Annotated in this window: 19 protein-coding genes; 15 read left to right on the forward strand and 4 right to left on the reverse strand. The window is 49.1% G+C overall.

What is annotated here, in order from left to right:
- Window positions 1-11 precede the first annotated feature (11 nt).
- Complete coding sequence (locus ACTJJJ_RS00260; RefSeq protein ID WP_440701055.1) at window positions 12-1,163, reverse strand: S1C family serine protease; 1,152 nt, start codon at window positions 1,161-1,163, stop codon at window positions 12-14.
- A 203-nt stretch (window positions 1,164-1,366) separates the two neighbouring features.
- Between ACTJJJ_RS00260 and ACTJJJ_RS00265 the strand changes: the two genes are divergently transcribed.
- Both ACTJJJ_RS00265 and ACTJJJ_RS00270 read left to right on the forward strand, forming a co-directional pair.
- Complete coding sequence (locus tag ACTJJJ_RS00265) at window positions 1,367-1,873, forward strand: AAA family ATPase (protein ID WP_440701056.1); 507 nt, start codon at window positions 1,367-1,369, stop codon at window positions 1,871-1,873.
- The gene (locus ACTJJJ_RS00270; protein ID WP_440701057.1) at window positions 1,860-2,876 is read left to right on the forward strand and encodes a hypothetical protein; all 1,017 of its coding nucleotides are present in this window, start codon (window positions 1,860-1,862) and stop codon (window positions 2,874-2,876) included. The genes ACTJJJ_RS00265 and ACTJJJ_RS00270 overlap by 14 nt, the downstream gene beginning before the upstream one ends.
- Window positions 2,877-3,012: 136 nt before the next feature.
- Here the strand turns inward: ACTJJJ_RS00270 and ACTJJJ_RS00275 are convergent, their stop codons facing one another.
- A complete protein-coding gene (locus ACTJJJ_RS00275; protein ID WP_440701058.1) occupies window positions 3,013-4,782 on the reverse strand; it encodes a response regulator in 1,770 nt (589 codons plus the stop codon).
- Window positions 4,783-5,263: 481 nt separating this feature from the next.
- Between ACTJJJ_RS00275 and ACTJJJ_RS00280 the strand changes: the two genes are divergently transcribed.
- The 4 genes from ACTJJJ_RS00280 to ACTJJJ_RS00295 all read left to right on the forward strand — a co-directional run bounded on the left by ACTJJJ_RS00280 (window position 5,264) and on the right by ACTJJJ_RS00295 (window position 10,582).
- Entirely contained in the window at window positions 5,264-5,599 is a 336-nt protein-coding gene (locus ACTJJJ_RS00280; RefSeq protein WP_188931896.1) for an ArsR/SmtB family transcription factor, read from the forward strand.
- A gap of 73 nt (window positions 5,600-5,672) precedes the next feature.
- The gene (locus ACTJJJ_RS00285) at window positions 5,673-8,198 is read left to right on the forward strand and encodes a YbcC family protein (RefSeq protein WP_440701059.1); all 2,526 of its coding nucleotides are present in this window, start codon (window positions 5,673-5,675) and stop codon (window positions 8,196-8,198) included.
- Window positions 8,195-10,063, forward strand: a complete 1,869-nt coding sequence (locus tag ACTJJJ_RS00290; protein ID WP_440701060.1) for a proton-conducting transporter transmembrane domain-containing protein — start codon at window positions 8,195-8,197, stop codon at window positions 10,061-10,063. Before ACTJJJ_RS00285 ends, ACTJJJ_RS00290 begins: the two co-directional genes overlap by 4 nt.
- Before the next feature lie 297 nt (window positions 10,064-10,360).
- Window positions 10,361-10,582, forward strand: a complete 222-nt coding sequence (locus ACTJJJ_RS00295) for a PhnA domain-containing protein (protein WP_440701061.1) — start codon at window positions 10,361-10,363, stop codon at window positions 10,580-10,582.
- 1,003 nt (window positions 10,583-11,585) lie between these two features.
- Here the strand turns inward: ACTJJJ_RS00295 and ACTJJJ_RS00300 are convergent.
- The gene (locus ACTJJJ_RS00300; RefSeq protein WP_440701062.1) at window positions 11,586-12,044 is read right to left on the reverse strand and encodes a DUF3659 domain-containing protein; all 459 of its coding nucleotides are present in this window, start codon (window positions 12,042-12,044) and stop codon (window positions 11,586-11,588) included.
- Window positions 12,045-12,399: 355 nt separating this feature from the next.
- Between ACTJJJ_RS00300 and ACTJJJ_RS00305 the strand changes: the two genes are divergently transcribed.
- The 9 genes from ACTJJJ_RS00305 to ACTJJJ_RS00345 are packed head-to-tail and all read left to right on the forward strand — an operon-like array spanning window position 12,400 to window position 18,934.
- Entirely contained in the window at window positions 12,400-12,738 is a 339-nt protein-coding gene (locus ACTJJJ_RS00305) for a hypothetical protein (RefSeq protein ID WP_440701063.1), read from the forward strand.
- 38 nt (window positions 12,739-12,776) lie between these two features.
- Window positions 12,777-13,283 carry a DinB family protein gene (locus ACTJJJ_RS00310; protein ID WP_440701064.1) on the forward strand — a complete coding sequence of 169 codons (507 nt, stop codon included), beginning with the start codon at window positions 12,777-12,779 and terminating at the stop codon, window positions 13,281-13,283.
- A gap of 40 nt (window positions 13,284-13,323) precedes the next feature.
- Entirely contained in the window at window positions 13,324-13,983 is a 660-nt protein-coding gene (locus tag ACTJJJ_RS00315; RefSeq protein ID WP_440701065.1) for a hypothetical protein, read from the forward strand.
- 59 nt (window positions 13,984-14,042) lie between these two features.
- Entirely contained in the window at window positions 14,043-14,195 is a 153-nt protein-coding gene (locus ACTJJJ_RS00320; RefSeq protein WP_188931877.1) for a hypothetical protein, read from the forward strand.
- A gap of 5 nt (window positions 14,196-14,200) precedes the next feature.
- Window positions 14,201-15,073 (forward strand): DUF6544 family protein, encoded by an 873-nt coding sequence (locus ACTJJJ_RS00325; protein WP_440701066.1) that lies wholly within the window; start codon window positions 14,201-14,203, stop codon window positions 15,071-15,073.
- 46 nt (window positions 15,074-15,119) lie between these two features.
- Window positions 15,120-15,869, forward strand: coding sequence for an SDR family NAD(P)-dependent oxidoreductase (locus ACTJJJ_RS00330; RefSeq protein ID WP_426295295.1), 750 nt, complete (start codon window positions 15,120-15,122; stop codon window positions 15,867-15,869).
- Window positions 15,820-16,992, forward strand: coding sequence for an efflux RND transporter periplasmic adaptor subunit (locus ACTJJJ_RS00335; protein WP_440701067.1), 1,173 nt, complete (start codon window positions 15,820-15,822; stop codon window positions 16,990-16,992). The genes ACTJJJ_RS00330 and ACTJJJ_RS00335 overlap by 50 nt, the downstream gene beginning before the upstream one ends.
- Entirely contained in the window at window positions 16,989-18,251 is a 1,263-nt protein-coding gene (locus tag ACTJJJ_RS00340) for an ABC transporter permease (protein WP_440701068.1), read from the forward strand. Before ACTJJJ_RS00335 ends, ACTJJJ_RS00340 begins: the two co-directional genes overlap by 4 nt.
- Window positions 18,248-18,934 (forward strand): ABC transporter ATP-binding protein, encoded by a 687-nt coding sequence (locus ACTJJJ_RS00345; RefSeq protein WP_440701069.1) that lies wholly within the window; start codon window positions 18,248-18,250, stop codon window positions 18,932-18,934. Before ACTJJJ_RS00340 ends, ACTJJJ_RS00345 begins: the two co-directional genes overlap by 4 nt.
- Here ACTJJJ_RS00345 and ACTJJJ_RS00350 read toward each other — a convergent pair.
- Window positions 18,928-19,770, reverse strand: a complete 843-nt coding sequence (locus ACTJJJ_RS00350) for a universal stress protein (RefSeq protein WP_426295291.1) — start codon at window positions 19,768-19,770, stop codon at window positions 18,928-18,930. The two genes, ACTJJJ_RS00345 and ACTJJJ_RS00350, sit on opposite strands and share 7 nt — an antisense overlap.
- Between the last annotated feature and the right edge of the window lie 158 nt (window positions 19,771-19,928).

The raw sequence follows: 19,928 nt of genomic DNA on the forward strand, positions 1-19,928 counted from the left end.
TACCCGGTCATTCAGTCGGCCTGACTCTCCAGTTGAAGCCTGGTGTGATGTCTGGTGCCGTTCCTGACGAAGGTGATCGTGACTTTTTGTCCGGGATGTGACCGGGCAATCCATTCGCTGAGCTGGGCCGTAGATGCTATCTGAACATTGTCCACCGCAATGATCATATCCCCGGGCTCCAACCCAGCCGCGCGGGCTGGCCCGGCATTCTCAATATCTTCAATTAGTAGTCCTGCAACAAGCTGATTATTGAGCTCGGCTGCTTTGGCTGGGTCCATTTCAGAAGTTCCAATGCCAAAGCTTCCCCGTCTGGCCTTACCATAATTCAGCAAATCGTCGGCCGTCTTTTTGACCACCTCAACCGGTATTGCGAACGAGTAGCCCGCGTATACGCCATTGGGTGATGCAATAGCGGTGATGATACCTGTTAATCTACCGTCCAGATCTACGAGCGCTCCGCCGCTGTTGCCTATATTGACAACGCCGTCGGTCTGAATGAAGGATTGCAATACCCAATGAGCGCTTTTTTGAGCAATATTTCGCGCTTTGAAGCTAATGATGCCTTGTGTTACGGTGGAGGTAAAGTTCAAAGGGTTCCCGGCAATAAGCGCTATGTCACCGGTCATCAGAGAATCGGAATTGCCGAATTGCAGAAATGGTAATCCGCTTTCATTGATGCTAAGTAAAGCGAGATCGGTTGCCTTGTCTGTCCCAATGATTCGTGCGGCATACCACCGGCTGTCGCTGAGTAGGACTTCAATTTTGTCGGCTCTTTCAATCACATGATAATTGGTGACAATGTAGCCGTCTTCACTGATCAGGACCCCTGACGCAGAGCCACTTCCGTCCCCGAGGCGGTCGGCGGTGGGATGTTTGTAAGGCCCAACCACATCTTTATCGAAAAAATCAAAGTAGAAATCCGGAATTGCTTTCGGGATCTCTTTTATGTAGCTCGTTTTAATCCGGACAGTTGATTGTATGGCGCGTTGGGCTGCGTACCTGAAATTGAAACTGCGCATACCGCCCTCCCTCGTACGCTGAGTTGTTTTGCCCCTTGCCAGTAATTGTTTTGAAGCAAATGATTGGAGCGGGATTTTGTCAACCGGCCTTTCTATTTGCTGGCCCTGGCCTTTGCAGGCAGATAGCAGCACACAAAGAATCATGGCATAAAGCCACCTGAATGTTTTTCGATTAATGCGACACGGGTTCATATTCTGGCACATTTTTAAAAGCCTTCTTTAGTGGTAAAGTTTTTAATATGGCCGCATTATTTTTCTGATCAATGCTGGTGCAAAAGATGACCATTGTCAGCCAGATTCGCATTGGGCTGTGCGATATTTATCAGTGAGTTGTAGAGGAAGAAATTATGATGATTCTCGTCTGTGGACTGCCTGGATCAGGCAAGAGTTTTTTTGCTTCCCGCCTTGCCGCGAAGCTGAATGCGGAGTACATCAATAGTGACCGGGTTCGTAAAGCGTTGCTGGCCGCGGGCAGGTACTCTTTCGAAGATAAGCTTCGGATTTACCAGCACATGGCTGAAAGGGCCGTGACCTTAGCGAGGCAGGGGAGAGACGTGGTAGTGGACGCTACATTTTATCATCATACTATGCGCGAGCTATTTACCCAGGCTGCCCTGCAAAACCGGTGTCCGGTCCGGTTCATTGTGATCGTGGCTTCTGAGGCACTCGTGAAAGAGCGGCTGTCACGGCCAAGAACCGACAGCGAAGCTGATCTGGGGGTGTATCAGACCATGAAGGCTCAGTTTGAAAAGTTTACCCAGCCACATCTTCGGCTGCAATCCGAAGCCGACAATATTGAACAGATGCTGACGGCGGCAGTGGATTATTTAACCGTCACTAATGGAAAGCCTTGAAATCAATAGTCTCGCCCAGGAGGGCAGCTTTCAGGGAATGCCGTTAAATGCTTCTCTGTTGCAGACGCATATCTCCTGGGTTTTACTCAGTGGCAGAAGGGCTTTTAAGATCAAAAAGCCTGTTAAACTTTCATTCCTGGATTTTTCGACAATTCAGGCTCGAAAACTAGCCTGTGAGAAGGAACTGGAAGTCAACCGGCGTTTTTCGCCAATTTATCAGGGTGTGCTTCCGGTTGGAAGGGGAGGTAATACTTTTTGTATCGGCGGGGCCGGAAGCGAAATTGTTGACTATGCCGTGATGATGCGACGGCTCCCGTCTGCGCGGAAAATGGATGCGATGCTGGCCGCCGGAAAAGTAGAAAGCACCCATATTGTCTCTCTGGCAAAACTGGTTGCATCATTTCACCGGAGCGCTGAGGTTGTTTCACTACCATTGCAGCTCAGTGAGATGGTGGCAACCTTTGATGACATTACCACGGTGAGCGGGTTTGTAGCAGAACATCTGGGCACTGCATTTGGCAAGCTTATCGAGCATGCGGTAGCGCTAAGTACGCAGTTTTTGACCACCTATTTACCTCGTATGAACGAAAGGGTTCGACTGGGTTTTCGAAGGGACCTTCACGGCGATTTGCATTCGGGGAATGTCTTCCTTTATAAAAAGCCAATCCTGTTCGACTGCATCGAATACAACGATCGCTTCCGGCAAATAGATGTGCTCGATGAAATAGCATTCCTTTGCATGGATCTGGAATGCTTCGGGAGGTATTCGCTTTCGGAAATGTTTCTCTCGCTTTATTGCGAGGATTTTCCTTGTTTTCAGACCGAATCAGACAATCTGATTTTTTTTTACTACAAATGCCTCAGGGCCAATATCAGGGCCAAGGTTTTCGCAGTGACCGCCATGACCGCACCCAATGATAAAAGCAGGCAGAAGGCGCTGGGTTTATGCAAAAAATATCTGGACCTTTTAAGCACCTATTCCGGCCAGCTTGCGATGCATTAAGGTACCCGTGTGTTCTTTGTATGATCGGATTGCATGGTTGATAACCAATTGATTTTTAAATGACTACGAAAATATACCACGCTGCCTGCTTTTCGCTCTTTTGATACTTCACGGAGTTCCCATCTGGCGGGTTCCTTTACTCCCGTCGCAGGCCGTTTGCTGGCGATTGCTCTTCCGTTTTTAGAAAAGCAAAAACAACATCATAAAATTCGTTCGGAAGAAAGGGCTTGACCAGGTATTCGGAAAACCCGTTCGATAATGCCTTGTCACGCTCGTCGGTAAACGCTGAAGCCGTCAGCGCGATGATGGGTGTAAGGGCCCCCTGGGCACGGATGATCTGGGTAGCCTCAAAACCATCCATAACCGGCATTTTAAGATCCATTAACACCAAATCGTAGTGATTGTGATTGAATTTTTCAACCGCTTCGCAGCCATTTTCGGCCTTATCGTACTGCAAACCTATTTTTTTAAGCAGACTCGTGGCAAACAGTAAATTAATAGCATTGTCATCCACGACCAAAACCCTTGCTTCCGGGAGGATAACTTTTATGCCCACCGGTTTTTCTTCCACCTCTTGTTGATCGGAATACTCGAAATCAATACAAAAAGAAAAACGCGATCCGTGCCATTGCTCGCTTTCTAATTTTATTTCACTCCCAAAAAGTCGGAGAAGCTCTTTGGTTATCGCCAGTCCGAGCCCTGTGCCGCGATTGCCTCTCTTGGCTTCCATACTGCTTTGTACGAAGATGTCGAAAATAGAAGATTGATCTTCCAGCGAAATGCCGATTCCTGAATCGCTGATTTCAAAGTGTAACGATGTCCGGTTGTCATCCCTTTTAAGTTCTGTAACTGCCAGCTTTACAAAGCCTTTCTCCGTAAATTTAATCGCATTATGGATCAAATTGGTGATGATTTGGTTCAGGCGTACCTGGTCGCCGGTCAGGTGTGCTGGCAAAGCCGGGTCAATTTCAAAGATTAAATCCAGTTCCTTCTCCTGAGCACGCGGAACGAAGGTTTTTTCAAGATTTTCAAGAAAAAAGGAAAGGTTAAACGGCTCTCTGGCAAGTTTGACATGATTGGAGTTGATTTTATTGAAATCCAGGACATCATTCACCACCGCCATCAGGTGATCGGAGGAAAACTTTAATGTGCCGACCAGCTCCTTCTGGAAATCTGTTCGCAGATCCTCTTGCAGCAGCAAATGGATAACGCCCACGATGCCGTTCAGGGGCGTCCTGATCTCGTGGCTCATGGTGGAAAGGAAGTCGGATTTTGCCTGCATTGCCTCCTTAGCAAGCAGGTTTTGCTTCTCGAGTTCCTTGTTTTGCCTTTGCAGGCTGTGGAAATAAATAAATTCACGGTACTGCTTGTTATAGCGCATTTGCATAACCAAAGGGAAAACGCTTTGCCCCAGAAAATAGAAGAAACCGCCCTCTTTCAAAAAACGAAGCAGCACATCCTCACCATTGATATACAGCGCAAGGGAAAAAAACAAGACTGTGGTTGCCGAACTGGCCAGGGCATAACTAAACTTCCAGCGCAGGACCCAGAACGAAAAAATAAGTTGTAGGGTCAGATTAATACTTAGATCATAGTAATAAAGGGTCTGAAAACGGGCCAGGATAAACGAATGGAAAATGACCATTAACATCCGGCTGTAAAAAGAGGCGTTCTGACTAGTTATCTTCTCTCTGAAATGCAGGAGAATGATCAGCGCTACCAGGCTGCTGCAAGTAATTTGTATCAGGAAAATAGACTGATAATTGGGATTGCCATTCAGGTAATAGAGGAGCGAGGTGGATGGATAACAAACCGCAAACGTGAAACAAAATATCCTGTTTCCCCAAATGGACTTTGCTTCAAACTCTTTTTCCCAAAGATCCTGCAAGCCGCGTGGGTTATCCATTGCCTTTTGGTAGAAATTAAGTGTTGCCAATGCCGATAGAACGCGCTATAAAAACATCGCAAAGTAGCAATTTGGAGCACATATTCCATATTGAAACCCTGAAATAGCAGATAAATGTTATGCGATTGGGAAAGAGCTCATTTATTGCTTTTTTGGACGCGAGCGAAAGGTACCCAATGAACTATTCCGACACATACCCCTTGGCAACAAAAGTTCGGAAAAGTCCAGCTGAGGGTTTCCCGTACAACCGACATATAGCTCGATTTTATACCGCCGGGAAAACCACTCTTTTAAAATCAGAACAGCTTCCGCATTAGATAGCACCAACTACGACTGGTTTAGCTGTCAGAATCCATTCGTGGCAAACTTACGACTGACGCCTTGTGCACGTGTTAATAGGTGTCCGGCAAATACTCAGAAGTAAGGTAGTTTTTAAAATGAACAAAAATTTATATATTTGAATGTTCTAATATAATAGTATATGGATAGCCCACTACACCTTTACAAAGCGGAATTTTTCAAGACGCTGGGACATTCTGTCCGGCTGGCGATCCTGGATGCGCTCAGAGAAGGCCCGCTTTCGGTCAGTGAATTGCAGGTTATTATACAAACCGAGCAATCCATTCTCTCGCAGCATCTGGCTAAACTGCGTGCAATGAAGTTTGTAAGCAGCCGCAGGGAAAAAACCACCATCTACTACCATGTCCATGATCGGGAAGTTTACCAGTTCCTTGATTTGGCAAAAAATATATACGTGCGCCAGCTGCAACAGTCGCAGGAAATGCTCAAAGAGCTAATGCCTTCAGATATAGATTAATGGTTTATGCAGAACCGATGAAGATGACCTGAATATCCCTCGGATATGTTAGCGGTAGACAGCAGCAAAAGTAATGAATGCCTCAATTAACGATAGTCCGGCCCAAAATGGCCTATACAACGAGCAGAAAACGCTTGAACTGCTGAGGCGTTTTTTGCCTTCACAACCACCGCTGAAAGATTTCATCCACCACAACCCGCTGCATGGCTTTCAAAGGTTAAAATTCGAAGACGGACTTGCCTGCGCCTCGAAGATTTTTGGTTACCAGCTTTATCTCCCATTGGAAGAATACAGATCGCTTTATGGCTCGGGACGCATCAGTCGCACCGCGTTGGGACAGGCGGTGTTAGAAAAACATCCTGACAAAGGTTTTGAAAGCTGGCAAGACAGGCTTTTTTCCAAACAATACAAAGCCCGCAAGCACGCTCGCATCGGGTCACTACGCTCCAATTGGAAGAGGTTATATAAAATTGACCTTGATTCGCAAACACATCCAGTGTTGTTTCGTATCCTATCCGGTTATCTGGACCAGGGAATCGCTACCTGGCAGTTTCCGGTGGAACCGGCAGGGTTTATCGGCTCTGTTCGTAAAATGGAGCAAAACGGCTTGGTGAGCTTCTTCCAGAGTAAACGTGCTTCGCGTCTGTTACTAGATACTTCTTGCGAAATAACGGATCTTTTAGAGACCCTTGTCGGCCGGCCCGCTTTATACAGTCAATATCTCTTTGACCAGCAATTTGCCCATCCCGGCTGGTCGGGAATGGCATCCTGGGTCGAAAACAACCCCGGCAGCCTTTCGCTGGAAAGAAAAATTTCCCTTCGTGAGCTTATTCAGTTTGAATTGCTGTTGGAAATCGATGCGTTAGATTCCCGTTTTGGATACGCCTGGCTGCCATTGGGCAGGCGAGTCGGCACAGTGTCCGGGGATATTTTCGCTCCCGCGGAAAAGACAGAGCAGGAACAGATACTGGCAATCTGGCAAAACGCTTTTGAATGGACCTACTACGATCATGTTCTGGCTATGCTTTCCCGCCAGAAAGGCAAGAATGAGCAGTACCACAACAGGTCGTCTCAGAGTCTGTTCTGTTTGGACGACCGTTCCGGCTCACTCCGGCGCCACCTCGAGCAGGCTGACCCTGCATGCGAAACATTTGGGACGCCGGGCTTTTTTGGCGCTTCGTTCTTTTTTCAGGCTCAGCCCAACGGAAGTTATACCAAACAAGCTCCGGTCCAAAGCAAACCCACACATCTGATTAAACAAATCGGAGCAAGTCAAACCCACAAGAGCAGCCTTGACTTGCCCTTAGGTTCCAATTCTCTTTTCCGGGGCTGGTTGATCTCACAGACGCTTGTTTTTTGGGCGACCTTCAAATTATTGCTCAACGTTTTCAGGCCGCAATCAAGCCTGCTCGCGCCGGAAGCCGCCAAAGAACATGAGAACGCCCCTTGGCTTAGCATCGAAAACAGCGCTTCCTACCAGTTGGAGAAGGGCTTGCAAGTTGGCTACACGGTGCGGGAAATGGCCGATTGCGTCGAAAGCGTGCTGCGAAGCATCGACTTGACAGCTGATTTTACCCGGGTTGTATATGTGATCGGGCATGGGGCGAGCAGTGTCAATAACCCCCATTATGCCGCATACGATTGCGGGGCCTGCTCGGGTAATCCTGGCGGGATCAATGCCAGGGTTTTGGCCTGGATGGCCAATCACCAAAAGGTACGCGAGCTACTTGATGAAAAAGGAGTCCGGATACCAGACCAAACTCAGTTCGTGGGAGCCTTTCACGATACCACCCGTGACGATATCACTTTCTATGACACCCAGATGCTGTCCAAAGAAAATCGGCTGCACCATGATGCCAATCATAAAGTTTTTGTGAAAGCCCTGGATCTGAATGCGAAGGAAAGAGCCGGAAGGTTCGCTTCGGTAGATCCAAAACTGACCCCTGAAAAGGCGCACCAGGCAGTAAGGTCCCGGTCTGTGTCCCTGTTTGAACCTCGCCCGGAGCTCAACCATGCCACCAACGCGGTTTGCATCGTCGGGCACCGGAACTTGTCCAGGGGACTCTTTTGGGACAGGCGGCTTTTTATGAATTCATACAATTATGCCAGCGATCCCGATGGCAAGGCCCTATTCGATATTCTGAGCGCAGCAACGCCGGTTTGTGCTGGCATTAATCTTGAATACTTCTTCTCGCGAACCGATAATCTCCGGCTTGGGGCGGGTAGTAAACTACCCCACAACGTCATGGGACTTTTAGGGGTGGCAAACGGCATGGAAGGGGACTTGCGGACCGGGCTGCCCAGTCAGATGACTGAACTGCATGACCCTGTCCGCCTCCTGATGATCGTCGAGCATTTCCCCCATGTCGTCTCGATGGTTATCGGCAGGTCCGAAAAACTTCGAGAGTGGTTTGTAAACCAGTGGGTCCATTTGGTGGTGGTGGAGCCAGGCAGCAGGACATTCCTTAGATTTAAGGATGATCGGTTTGTGGCGTATCACCCATCTGCTTACGATGAAAAAGCCGCGGAGAATATCTGGCCAGTCCACGGGCAGCGCATGGATAATCTTTCAAAACATACACTCCCGGTGCAGCCATGACATATTTTATCATACTGTTGCCACTAATTCCGTTGATCGGATTTCTGATAAGCCTGGTTGTTCCGTCCCAAAACGAACGGCTGATCTCAGGTGTCGCATTCATTACGACAGGCCTTCAACTGTTTACTTCCCTGGTATTTACAATTTTCTGGATACAGACCGGCAGCCAGGTGCTAACCTCGGAGAATATGGTGATTTTCAAATCTGGAAGCTATGAATATGCCCTGGATTTATTCCTTGACAGAATCACCCTTGTGTTTCTTCTCACAGGAGCTGTGCTGACTTTCCTGGTCACTACTTACAGCAGGCGGTACCTGCACCGGGAGGAGGGCTATAAGCGTTTCTTCTACACAATCCTCCTGTTCTTTTCCGGGTACAACATTACCATTTTTTCAGGGAATTTTGAGACGCTTTTTATAGGCTGGGAGATCCTTGGCATAACCTCATTTCTGCTGATCTCGTTTTACCGGGACCGCTATCTGCCTGTCAAAAATGCGGTCAAGGTGTTCTCAGTTTATCGTCTGGCGGATGTGAGCATATTGCTGACTATATGGGCGAGCCATCACTTTTGGAACACCTACATTACTTTTGAAAAAATATCCGACTACCAGCTGGTAGATCGGCAATTGCAGGCACACGACTTGGTTGGTACAGCCCTTTCTGTCATGATAGTCGTTGCTGCGGCAGCCAAATCGGCCCAATTGCCATTTTCGTCCTGGCTTCCACGGGCAATGGAAGGGCCCACCCCCTCGACTGCGATCTTTTACGGCGCTCTTTCGGTCAATATGGGCGTGTTCCTGCTACTGAGAACATGGCCGTTCTGGCAGCACCAACCAGGGATTCGCCTGTTGATCGGTACGATCGGGTTATCAACGAGCCTAGTCGCGACTGGCATCGCGCGGGTACAGTCCTCTGTGAAGAGCCAGATTGCCTATGCATCCATTTCGCAGATCGGGTTGATTTTTGTGGAGATTGCCGCGGGTTTGGAAAACCTGGCGCTGCTACATTTTGCAGGAAATGCTTTTTTGAGGGCTATTCAACTGTTAATATCTCCTTCCATAGTGAGCCAGAGGATCGGTCAGTATCCAGGGGTCGAAGAATCCTCTGCTATCAGTCTTAAAAGGTTTGTTCCCGAGCGCCTATGGATCGGCTTATACATGCTCAGTCTCAAAGAGTGGGGCCTGGACCTGTTCATGTACCGTTACCTGTGGAACCCATTTAAAAAAATTGGAGGGGCGCTTGGTTTTCTTACCACCCGGCGCGTCGGCCTGTTCCTGACAGCCCTCTATCTGGCAGGTATCTTCTTTTGCTTCAACCGGCACTATGTTCCCCGGCAGCTAGGGGAATGGCTGTCCATTGCGTTTTCACTCCTTGGCCTGATGATGGCTATTAAATCCTTTTCCGAAAGAAAAAATGTCTGGTTAAGCTGGATATTGGTTATTACGAACCATCTCTGGGTTGCATTGGCGGTGTCCTGCAACGAAAGTGTTCCCGGCGGTCAGCTTATGATGTATTTAAGCGGGGTCGTCATTGCCGGCCTGGCTGGCTACTGGTGTCTGTTGCGGCTTCGGAAAACGGAGCGCCACATCGGGCTGGGCCAGTTTCACGGGCATATTCAAAGGCACAAACGGATTGGTATTGTATTCTTTCTTTCATGCCTGGGGCTTTCAGGATTTCCCATCACGCCAACTTTTATCGGCGAAGATCTTGTATTCTCCCATATCCATCAAAATCAGGTCCTGTTTGCATTTTTTGTGTCGGTGGGATGCATCATCAATGGTTTATCCCTGATCCGCATTTATGCCCGGGTCTTTCTGGGACCAGGCATGCGTTCACAATACGAATTAAACTACCGCTCATCCTGACTAATTCGGTTACGCTCATAAAACAGACTGGTCAGAAACAGATAATCTTAAAACAACATTGAATCCGCTTAATGAAAGATAGTAAGAAAGAGAATGGCAAAGTGGAACAGTCTTTAAAGAGCAGTCCCACTCTTTTAATTAATAGCATCCTGGTGATGAAGTGCCCCGCTGCCGGAAAGGCCATCTTTTCGTAAAGAAAAATCCCTATGCATTCAGAGATAGCCTTAAGATGCCCGACTTCTGTTCGGTCTGCGGGCAGGACTTCAAGATCGAGCCCGGATTCTACATTGGCGCGCTGTGGACCAGCTTCCAACGCATGTGAACTGCAACATCTTAAAAACCGGGGATACGGTCGTACTCACCCGATCGCTGGCCGTGAGGGGTAGTTCGCTGAACGCCAGAATGGGCACCGTCGTGAAGAACATCCGGGTCGTCGAAGACAATGCAGAACAAATTGAAGGCAAGATAGATGGTCAGCTGATCGTGATTTTGACCAAATATCTCCGCAAACAAGCTTAAAGAGAATCTTAATTTTTACCCGACAAGTGGCAATGATCCAAAAACTAAATCAGCTTTTCAAACAACTTGATCGTCAAAAATACCCCTTTGTCGATGGGCTCTACTATTTATTTATCCTTGTGTTCCTATTGCTGCTCTTTTTAGTTTTCGCTTGACACCGGTAAAAAAGTAGACCCTTTGCTGGCCCCTCAGGGTCAGCTCCCTGGCCACTGGCTCCTGATCGGTAAAATGTTACAGCTGCTGGAAAGAAGTGTAAACAAACTGGCTGTTGGGCGCGTAGTGACCCGTCCCGACTTAAGCCTTCCCAAAGTCCAAATTAAGAGACACGGAAGAATATCGAGGTGAAATTGCTCATAGGATAGTTCGAAGCATTATGGCCGGGTCCTGTGGACCTGGTTATAATTGTAAAGAAGAGCGAGCAGGTATAACTAAAAATCATTAAGTCACCTACAAGATGACCCTAGAACAAAAAAAGCAGCTATATCGGGCACTTTTCCCAGAGGTTCTGGCCAAACGGATGTGCGATCAAATGGATTCGTTTCACGTTGTCAATAAAACGAACAGCATACCGGAGATCCTTGCGGTCTTTGTGCAACACAGCATCAACTGCCCGCGCGCATATCGGGTTCTTGGATACCTTCCCAGACCAGCGGAGCCATTTTTTACCTTGCTCAGCCTCGTGCTTCTTTCAAAGGAAACTTCTTTGACAGCGTCCAAACCGTGGTTAGCAACGGTTGTGGTAGATATACCAAGGCTTCCCATAACGGTGATTAGTTCGCCCACAAACTGGGCCTGCTGGCTTTCCGATCAAATACCAAAGAAATCGAATCAAGTCACTGGCGCAACAAGTTAAGCGTATACCAGCACTTAGGGACTCTTTCTTTGCTGCCAGGGATTTTCTCGCCCGTTCAAATTGCCGATCGGGGCAAGATTTCAATCAAACAATCAGAGCATAAAATGACCAGAGACCTAAGCTAGACGTACGTCTGTAGTAATTTCTGTCTCATTTCATTTTCATATCCTTATGCTCATTTTTCAACTTTAGACAATGCATGGCGCAAGCACCGTACTGCTTGTAGTTTTCATGGACCAGAAGAAGCGTTTTGCCATGTTGATCTTTGACTTCACAAATCCCGTTCATGGGGACAGTTACAGTTAGACTGTCACTGGCACCGCTTTGGACATGATACAGATATGTACCGTTTTTCGATGCCTTTCCCAGTTTTTTTCCCGTTGCGGCATCAACTGCATTACCCTGATCGTCAATGTGGGCGATTTTTTTTCCGGCGGCATCCTTAATAATCCCCTCGCTGGTTACCCAGCCGATGTGCTTCCCTTTTGCATCGATCACTTTTCCATTTGCATCAATGGATGGGACTGGTTGTTTGTAGTTCTGAGCGTACGTTCCGGGCGCAGTCAACACCATCAGTAACATGATGGCAATCATTGTTAGATTTTTCATTTTCATTGATCGGTTTTGTTATTGGCGATCAAAGATAACTTGGCACCGGGGTTGAAGGTCTGATTTGGGGCATGATCAAAAATGACCCTGGTCACAACTTGATTCAAAAGCAAAGCGCCTATTTTACTTTCAACAATCCCGCATTGACCGCTAAAACGACAGTAGAAGCGCTGTGCAGGAAATAGCTGGATATCCTAAGAAGTTATACCGGCCGGCTAACAGCGCATTAGGATGCGTCGTGGTTTGCTGTTTTACCAGAATACAGGTTGATAACCAATTGGTTTGTATATGACTAGGGTCATAATTTGACAGTCTGATAACGAGCAACTTTGTGCAGTAACAACCACACGAAAACATGCTACGCTATCTGCTTTTCGCTCTTTTGATGCTTCATGGAGCTATTCATCTGGCAGGCTTCTTTACCCCGGTCGCTGGCCGTGTAATGGCGATGGACAAAGCCCCCGGAATTTATTGGGCAGCCTGTTCGGCCCTGTTTGGACTCACCTCGCTGCTATTGATCTTGCATGAAAAGCACTGGGCCTGGGTAGCACTTCTGGCCGTTGTCAGTTCGCAGGTGCTCATCGCATCGGCCTGGGAGCAGGCCCGTTTTGGGACGATACTTAATGCTATGATCGTGGTGGTGATCCTGGCGGCGCTATTTGTCAGAGAGGCGCCTGTACTGTTTCGCGACTGACCTTTAGGTTTACTTCAAATACTTGCTTCGAAATATATATGATGGCTTGCTTTACTACTACTCAGGCACTTTTGGCATTATGGCGCCAGGCCCGCACGCGATTTTCGGATCAACTGCCGGCGTTGACAGAAGAAGATTTGACAAAAAGGTTGCCCGGTACGCAAAATAGCGTGGGTTTTCTGCTCAGGCATATCGGCGAGGTGGAAATGCTTTTTGCAAAGAACGTCTTTGGTGAGCCTATCCAGGTAAAGGCGCAAACCCTTATAGCCCAGTACGATACCGGAGAATGGACGGATCTGGACGAGCTGTTGTCTTTTCTGCACCGGTCAGGCCAGGCACTTGAAGCTGTTATTTCCAGACAGGGTGAGCAGGACTGGCAACGTGAAATTGAAACGCGGGAATTTGGGAAAAAGACATTGGCCGAATCGCTGGGCAGGATCATCTCGCATACCGCTCATCATGGTGGTCAAATGGCCGTGATTCTCAAATATGCTGTTGCCCAGCCATCAGTGGCCTCGGAAACGAAAGTCAATTCCGGGGCGTAGCAGTACCGCTCCGGACAACGACCTTTAACCCCTAAAATTCATGAAAGCACTTTTTAAATTTTCCTCGCTATCTGTTTGGGTGATATGCGTATCACTGGTTGCCTGCACAGACCACCAGGAGCCGGGTACGGAGCGGCTGCGCATCAAAAAGCTCACCAGGAGCTTGCCGTATCAGCATGGGTACAGTGTTGTCAGCATACTCGGTTATGACTGGCAGGGCAGACTCGATTCTGTTTACAGCTACCAGACTGCCGACAGTGCACATTCACCTACTCAGACCAGCAACTTCCAGTACGATAATCAGGGCAGGCTGGCCCAGATGAAAAGGACGCTGTTGATTGCCACCACCACGGTCGAAAAGGGGGTGCCAGCTACATCAGTGTCAACAACGGACTTTGTTTACGACGATCATCCTAACCCGTTTTATGGTATTTCTTTAATTCCCGCCCCGGTCGGGATTGCCGCACCCACCAGTGGAAATTTCTCTCACTATACTTATTGCGGGGGCGTCGACAACTTCCTCCACCTGAGCCGGAACAATCCTACCTCTTCCAATATCAAGGGATATACCCAGACGCTTTATCGCTATCAATACAATGCACTTGGGCTACCGGAAAGCAGGGTGACACTCGTCAAGCCGATGCTGGATCTGCCAGCTGTGCTCTCGGAAACTTTGCTGTTCGAGTATGAAACATATTGATCGTATATAGGTGAGCGGTAAGATTTGGTTTCATTTTTAAACCTAAAAATAAACGAGCTATGAATAGCATTTACCATTCGCTGGTTAAAGCGTTTGCGTGGGTGATCCGGCCGGATCAGACCGGACGCCATTTGCCCGCAGCCCATTCCCCACAGGATTTCCACGCGTTTATGTCAAAGATCAAATCCAACGCGGGCCGTTTTAAGCGCTAGCTATTATGGACACAATTAGACCACTTTCCAAAAAGGAGCGGCCAGTTAGCGGGGACGGTAACGTTACTACTGCGACCAAATGGGCATTGGGCCTGATCACTTTACTGATCTTGGTTTTCTTATGTGGCCGTTTGAACCTGTATTTGCGGTTCAGCGGGGACGTGGCCAGATTGCTGGCGAACGGCTCGGATGTTTCCGGCCGTAAATTTAGCTACCGGCAGCTGGAAGGGCTACCGCAGCCAGTGCAACAGTATTTCACGCATGTGCTCAGGCCCGGGCAGTCCTATATTTCGAGTGTGCACCTGCTGCACACCGGGCTCTTTAAAACAGAGCTTAAAAAGGGCTGGGTGGCAATTTCGGGAGAGGAATATTTTACGGCTCACCGCCCCGGATTTGTCTGGAAAGGGAAGACGCCCACCTTCACAGCACGCGATATGTTCGTGGATGGTAAAGGGCTTGTGGTGCACCTGTTTTCTCTTTTTCAAATACAGGACAGCCACGGGCCGCAATTTAACCGGGGGGAGCTCATGCGTTGGCTTGGCGAAAGCGTTTGTTTTCCGACAAACCTGCTGCCATCCAAGGACCTGCAATGGTACCCGGTAGACGACCAATCGGCCAGGCTGGAATATAGCTATCAGGGTATGCTGATCAGCCTGATGGTAAAGTTTAATGCTGCCCATGAAATTGAACAGATGACAGCAATGAGAAATATGGGTGAAGGGCCCAGACAGAAATGGGTTACGCGCCTGAGCGAATATCAGCTTCGCGACGGTATCCGCATTCCGACCGTATTGGAAGCGGCCTGGGATTTGCCGGAAGGCTATTTCCCCTATGCACGCTTCGTGATCACAGAGATCGAATACAATCGGGCATTGTAAATGGCGTCACAAGAATCATTTTGAACTAAATATTAATCTGAGGACCATGAAAATCTTACAAGATAAGGTCGCCATCGTTACTGGCGCAGGCTCGGGTATCGGGCGCAGTGTTGCGCTCACCTACGCGCAGGAGGGAGCAAAAGTTGTTGTTTCGGATATGGACGAAGATTCAGGCCGTCATACCGTTCGTCTGATTACTAACCAGGGAGGCGAGGGCTTTTTTGTCAAATGTGACGTCTCATCGCCGCAGGATAATGAGGCGCTCGTCTGGGCGACCATTGACAAATATGGTGCACTGCACATTGCGTGTAATAATGCAGGGATAGGCGGCGCAATGGCGCCAACGGGCATGTACCCGGTCGAGGCCTGGGACAAAGTGATCGCTGTAAATCTTTCGGGCGTATTCTACGGTGTGCGCTACCAGATTCCGGCCATGCTGAATTCGGGTGGGGGAGCGATTGTGAATATGGCCTCCATTTTGGGCAGCGTCGGCTTTGCCAACAGTCCGGCGTATGTGGCCGCCAAGCATGGCCTGCTCGGGCTAACCAAAAATATCGCCCTCGAATATGGTCAGAAAGGAATAAGGGCTAATGCAGTCGGCCCTGCATTTATCAAAACGCCGCTGCTGAAAGACCTGGACGAACAGACAATGCAATGGCTGGTCGGCCGGCATCCGATCGGGCGAATGGGCGAGCCGGAGGAAGTGGCCGAACTGGTGCTGTGGCTTAGCAGTCCGAAGGCTTCATTTGTCACAGGCGCCTATTACCCGGTCGACGGTGGTTACCTGGCGCAATAAAAGGGCACCCGCTACCGGTGTAATGCTAACCGGCATTCCAGCCGTGTTCCGAAGCGTGGTTGTGCTTTGCTTCTCGATGATTTTCGGTTGCCAGCAGCGGTCGAAGCCGATCCGGCCGGTTCAGGGTGCCATCACAGAATCTGTTTATGCTTCCGGTATTGTTAAAAGTAAAGGGCAGTATCAGGCTTTTGCCGCGGTTTCCGGCATTATCGACAGCGTCTATGTCAGAGAGGGTCAGCAGGTCAGCAGAGGGCAGACGTTGCTGACTATCATGAGCGATCAGCAGAAGCTGGCCAGCGAGCGGGCGCTGCTGGCTGCCGAATATGCATCGCTGCCAGCCAACCTGGACCGTTTGCAGGAAATGCAGCGCAATGTGGAGCTGGCTGCCGACAAGTTTAGCAATGATTCCTTACTGCTCGCCCGGCAGCAGCGGCTTTGGCAGCAGAAAATCGGCACTTTGGTGCAGGTTGAGCAGCGTCAGTTGCAATACGATGCTTCCGCTGCCGCATGCAAGTCTTCGCTAAGGCAGCTGACGGACCTGCGTAGGCAACTGGCGCTGGATGAAAAGCAGTCGCGGCTAAACTGGGCAATCTCACGCGCTCAGCAGGAGCAGTTCAGTATCGTCAGCCAGCTCGATGGTGTAGTTTTTGATTTATTGCGTGAGAAAGGCGAAAGTGTCGCGCCGCAGACCATCCTTGCAATCCTTGGAAATACTACTAAATACCTGCTGGAATTGCAGGTGGATGAATACGATATTTCCAGGATTCGTATTGGAGCACAGCTCCTTGTAACAATGGATAGTTACCAGGGTCAGGTCTTTGAAGGCATTGTAGAAGAAATTCATCCTATTATGAACACGCAGACCAGGACCTTTACCGTGCAGGCCCGGCTTAAACACCCCCCGCCGGGACTTTACCCGAACCTGACATTGGAAGCCAATATTGTCTGTGCCTATAAGAAAAATGCCTTGCTGATTCCCAGGCGCTTTATGGTCGACGATTCGACCGTGTTGCGTAAAAATGGCGACCGGATCCGCGTCCGTCCAGGGCTGCGTGATCTGGAAATGGTCGAGATACTGTCAGGGTTATCGGCAAGAGACGAAATAATCCAGCCCGAACAGTGAAATACGCATTGCTCATCCAGATATCCCGCGCGCTGCTGCTAGCCAGGTGGAAGCAGACGCTTGTCGCTGCGATAGGCGTTACGTTCAGCATCACTATGTTCATCGCTTTACTAAGCTTTATGTCCGGGCTCAACCAGCTTTTAGACGGGCTGATCATTAACCGGACGCCACATGTCAGGCTCTACAACGATATTAAGACCTCACCGGTCCAGCCGGTCGCCCTGTCGGCTAACTTCAAAGGGGCTTCCCACCATTTTGTCAGATCAGTCAAGCCGAAAGCGGAGCGGCCCGAAATTCGAAACAGCCGCGCTATTATCAAAGCCCTGCAAAAAGATCCGATGGTACTGGGCGTGGCGCCCAAACTCGTTACGCAGGTTTTTTATAATCTCGGAGCTGTCAGGATCAATGGGATCATTAACGGGATACAGCCCCAGCAGGAGAAACGGCTTTTTCTATTTCAGGACTATGTCACCCGGGGCGATGCCAGCGATCTGGACAGGGTCTCGGGCGGCATTATCCTTGGGAAGGACATCGCCGATAAAATGATGGCCGCGCCCGGAGAGGTGATCTACGTGACCACCATCACAGGCGCAATGATGCCGCTGAAAGTGGTCGGTTATTTTCAGTCGGGCCTGAGGGAAATTGACCAGGTGAACAGCTATGTTTCAATGGCGACGGCGCAAAAGCTGCTTGGAAAACCTTCCAATTATATGACCGATATCCAGGTCAAGTTGCGCGACATCGGCAATGCGCCGCTGCTGGCCGGTCAGTTCAGCAAGCGTTTCAGCGTAGATGCCATCGATGTTCAAACCGAGAACGCCCAATATGAAACCGGCAGCTTCATCCGCAGCCTCATCTCCTATTCGGTCGGCATTACATTGCTGGTCGTGGCCGGTTTTGGGATATACAACATTTTAAATATGATGATCTATGAAAAAATGGATTCCATCGCCATCCTGAAAGCGACAGGCTTTTCAGGATGGGACGTTAAATTCATCTTCACCGGCATTGCCGCTGGCATTGGTATTTTGGGAGGATTGATCGGCCTGCTGCTCGGCTTTGGCGCCTCGTTGCTCATCGACCAGGTTCCTTTTGAGACGTCCTCACTGCCAACGATAAAGACATACCCTGTTAACTACGATCCTGTCTTTTACCTGATCGGATTCGTTTTTTCTGCCGCTACCACATTTTTTGCGGGCTATTTTCCCGCACGAAAAGCCAGCCGGATCGACCCGGTTATCATCATCAGAGGAAAATGAAAGAGCTCATCTTGCAGACCAGCCACATTAGCAAATCGTTTCGTGACCCGGTTGATGTAACGGTATTAAGTGACATCAATTTACAGCTGTCCAGGGGAGAATTTGTGTCGGTAACAGGCAAATCCGGCTGTGGCAAATCCACGCTGCTTTACATTTTATCGACTATGGATACGGACTACGATGGAGAGCTTTACATCGACGGCGTTTGCATGAAGGGCAAAAGTGAGCCGCAGCTTGCCCGGATCCGCAATGAAAAGATAGGGTTTGTATTTCAATTCCATTATCTGCTCAATGAATTTTCTGTCTTGCAAAATGTCATGTTGCCCGCGCTCAGACTGGGCCGGTGGGAGGCTGATGAGATCCAACAGCGCGCCTATGAGAAACTTGTAGCACTGGACATGGCCGAGCACGCGCAAAAGAAACCCAATCAGCTTTCAGGCGGCCAAAAGCAAAGGGTGGCCATCGCTCGGGCGATGATCAACGATCCGCTGATCATCATGGGCGACGAGCCGACAGGCAATCTGGACAAGCGCAATAGCGAAATTGTTTTCGATATTTTCCTCGAACTGGCCCAGCAGCAGGGCCAGACGCTGCTGATTGTAACCCACGATCAGCAGTTCGCCCGCAAGACCGGGCGAACTATTCAGATGGAGGACGGAAGGATTCTTGAACCACTTTACTGACTACCATTTTCTTTCAAATGGCATACCAGCAGCGGAATATCAGTCGCAAGCGCCAGCTTCCGGGTAAGGCCCCGGCCATTCAGCAGCAGTTGCAGTAAATTCTTGTCGCGCCTGCAAAGGATCAACAGATCGGCATGTGCCTGGTGACAGTATGCTTGAAGACCTTCCAGGACGCTATCTGCGTCGCGGACAGCAATATCTTCGGGTGGAATTCCAAAATACTCCTTTATTTCCCGCATGTATTGGGTATCAGACTGAATATTGAGCTGCTGGTCGGAATTGATTTTTAGAAATGTAATGTGTGCTTTCAGCTGCCGGGCGAGCCCGATGGCTTGGGCGAGCACCGGTTTTTCGTCGAATTCCAGTTGGGTGGCATAGACAATATTTTTAAAATCAGCCTCCACAGCCATTGGCGGAATGATCAGCACGGCACAGTCGGCATCTGAGGCAATGGCTGCGCTGTTACTACCCAGTAATTTGTCCAGCAAGCCGCCTTGCCCTGTTCTTCCCATCACGATCAGATCGATCTGATTGCTTCGGGCTTGATCAAGGATCGCGGGCTGGGTTCCGCCGGTTTCCCAGACACCTTCCGCATGGACTCCCTGCCGGCGAGCGAACGCCACGGCTTCGTCGAGTTTTTCGCGGTATGACTCTTCCAGCTCGCGGTAAATTTCCAATGAGCCGATATACTCCGGCAAAGCAATGTCATTTACATAGGGGTGATACACATAAAGAATCAGCAGGCGTGCCTTGGTTTTGTCTGCGATACGAATGGCGAAAGAAAGCGCTTTGTGGGCATTCTCTGAAAAATCGATGGGTACGAGGATTTTTTTCATGAGCTCTTCAAGTGTATATGTGGCAGACCATCGTGGTTCTGCAGGCTCAAATTTCCGGCTGCTTGCCGGATACATTTATGATTTATGTCATGCAGCTTTCTGACTAAAGTTTTGAAGTGGAAATAATTGATTTGGGCCATTACCGTCATTTTTGAAAC

Source organism: Dyadobacter sp. 22481, from assembly GCF_052044875.1.
Taxonomy (GTDB): domain Bacteria; phylum Bacteroidota; class Bacteroidia; order Cytophagales; family Spirosomataceae; genus Dyadobacter; species Dyadobacter endophyticus.

What these genes read in the sequence shown, in the direction of transcription:
- ACTJJJ_RS00270 (WP_440701057.1), top strand. Translation starts at nt 1,860, where the DNA reads ATGGAAAGCCTTGAAATCAATAGTCTCGCCCAGGAGGGCAGCTTTCAG.
- ACTJJJ_RS00265 (WP_440701056.1), top strand. Translation starts at nt 1,367, where the DNA reads ATGATGATTCTCGTCTGTGGACTGCCTGGATCAGGCAAGAGTTTTTTT.
- ACTJJJ_RS00315 (WP_440701065.1), top strand. Translation starts at nt 13,324, where the DNA reads ATGAAAGCACTTTTTAAATTTTCCTCGCTATCTGTTTGGGTGATATGC.
- ACTJJJ_RS00305 (WP_440701063.1), top strand. Translation starts at nt 12,400, where the DNA reads ATGCTACGCTATCTGCTTTTCGCTCTTTTGATGCTTCATGGAGCTATT.
- ACTJJJ_RS00280 (WP_188931896.1), top strand. Translation starts at nt 5,264, where the DNA reads ATGGATAGCCCACTACACCTTTACAAAGCGGAATTTTTCAAGACGCTG.
- ACTJJJ_RS00285 (WP_440701059.1), top strand. Translation starts at nt 5,673, where the DNA reads ATGAATGCCTCAATTAACGATAGTCCGGCCCAAAATGGCCTATACAAC.
- ACTJJJ_RS00330 (WP_426295295.1), top strand. Translation starts at nt 15,120, where the DNA reads ATGAAAATCTTACAAGATAAGGTCGCCATCGTTACTGGCGCAGGCTCG.
- ACTJJJ_RS00310 (WP_440701064.1), top strand. Translation starts at nt 12,777, where the DNA reads ATGATGGCTTGCTTTACTACTACTCAGGCACTTTTGGCATTATGGCGC.
- ACTJJJ_RS00260 (WP_440701055.1), bottom strand. Translation starts at nt 1,163, where the DNA reads ATGATTCTTTGTGTGCTGCTATCTGCCTGCAAAGGCCAGGGCCAGCAA.
- ACTJJJ_RS00345 (WP_440701069.1), top strand. Translation starts at nt 18,248, where the DNA reads ATGAAAGAGCTCATCTTGCAGACCAGCCACATTAGCAAATCGTTTCGT.
- ACTJJJ_RS00300 (WP_440701062.1), bottom strand. Translation starts at nt 12,044, where the DNA reads ATGAAAAATCTAACAATGATTGCCATCATGTTACTGATGGTGTTGACT.
- ACTJJJ_RS00325 (WP_440701066.1), top strand. Translation starts at nt 14,201, where the DNA reads ATGGACACAATTAGACCACTTTCCAAAAAGGAGCGGCCAGTTAGCGGG.
- ACTJJJ_RS00320 (WP_188931877.1), top strand. Translation starts at nt 14,043, where the DNA reads ATGAATAGCATTTACCATTCGCTGGTTAAAGCGTTTGCGTGGGTGATC.
- ACTJJJ_RS00350 (WP_426295291.1), bottom strand. Translation starts at nt 19,770, where the DNA reads ATGAAAAAAATCCTCGTACCCATCGATTTTTCAGAGAATGCCCACAAA.
- ACTJJJ_RS00290 (WP_440701060.1), top strand. Translation starts at nt 8,195, where the DNA reads ATGACATATTTTATCATACTGTTGCCACTAATTCCGTTGATCGGATTT.
- ACTJJJ_RS00275 (WP_440701058.1), bottom strand. Translation starts at nt 4,782, where the DNA reads ATGGATAACCCACGCGGCTTGCAGGATCTTTGGGAAAAAGAGTTTGAA.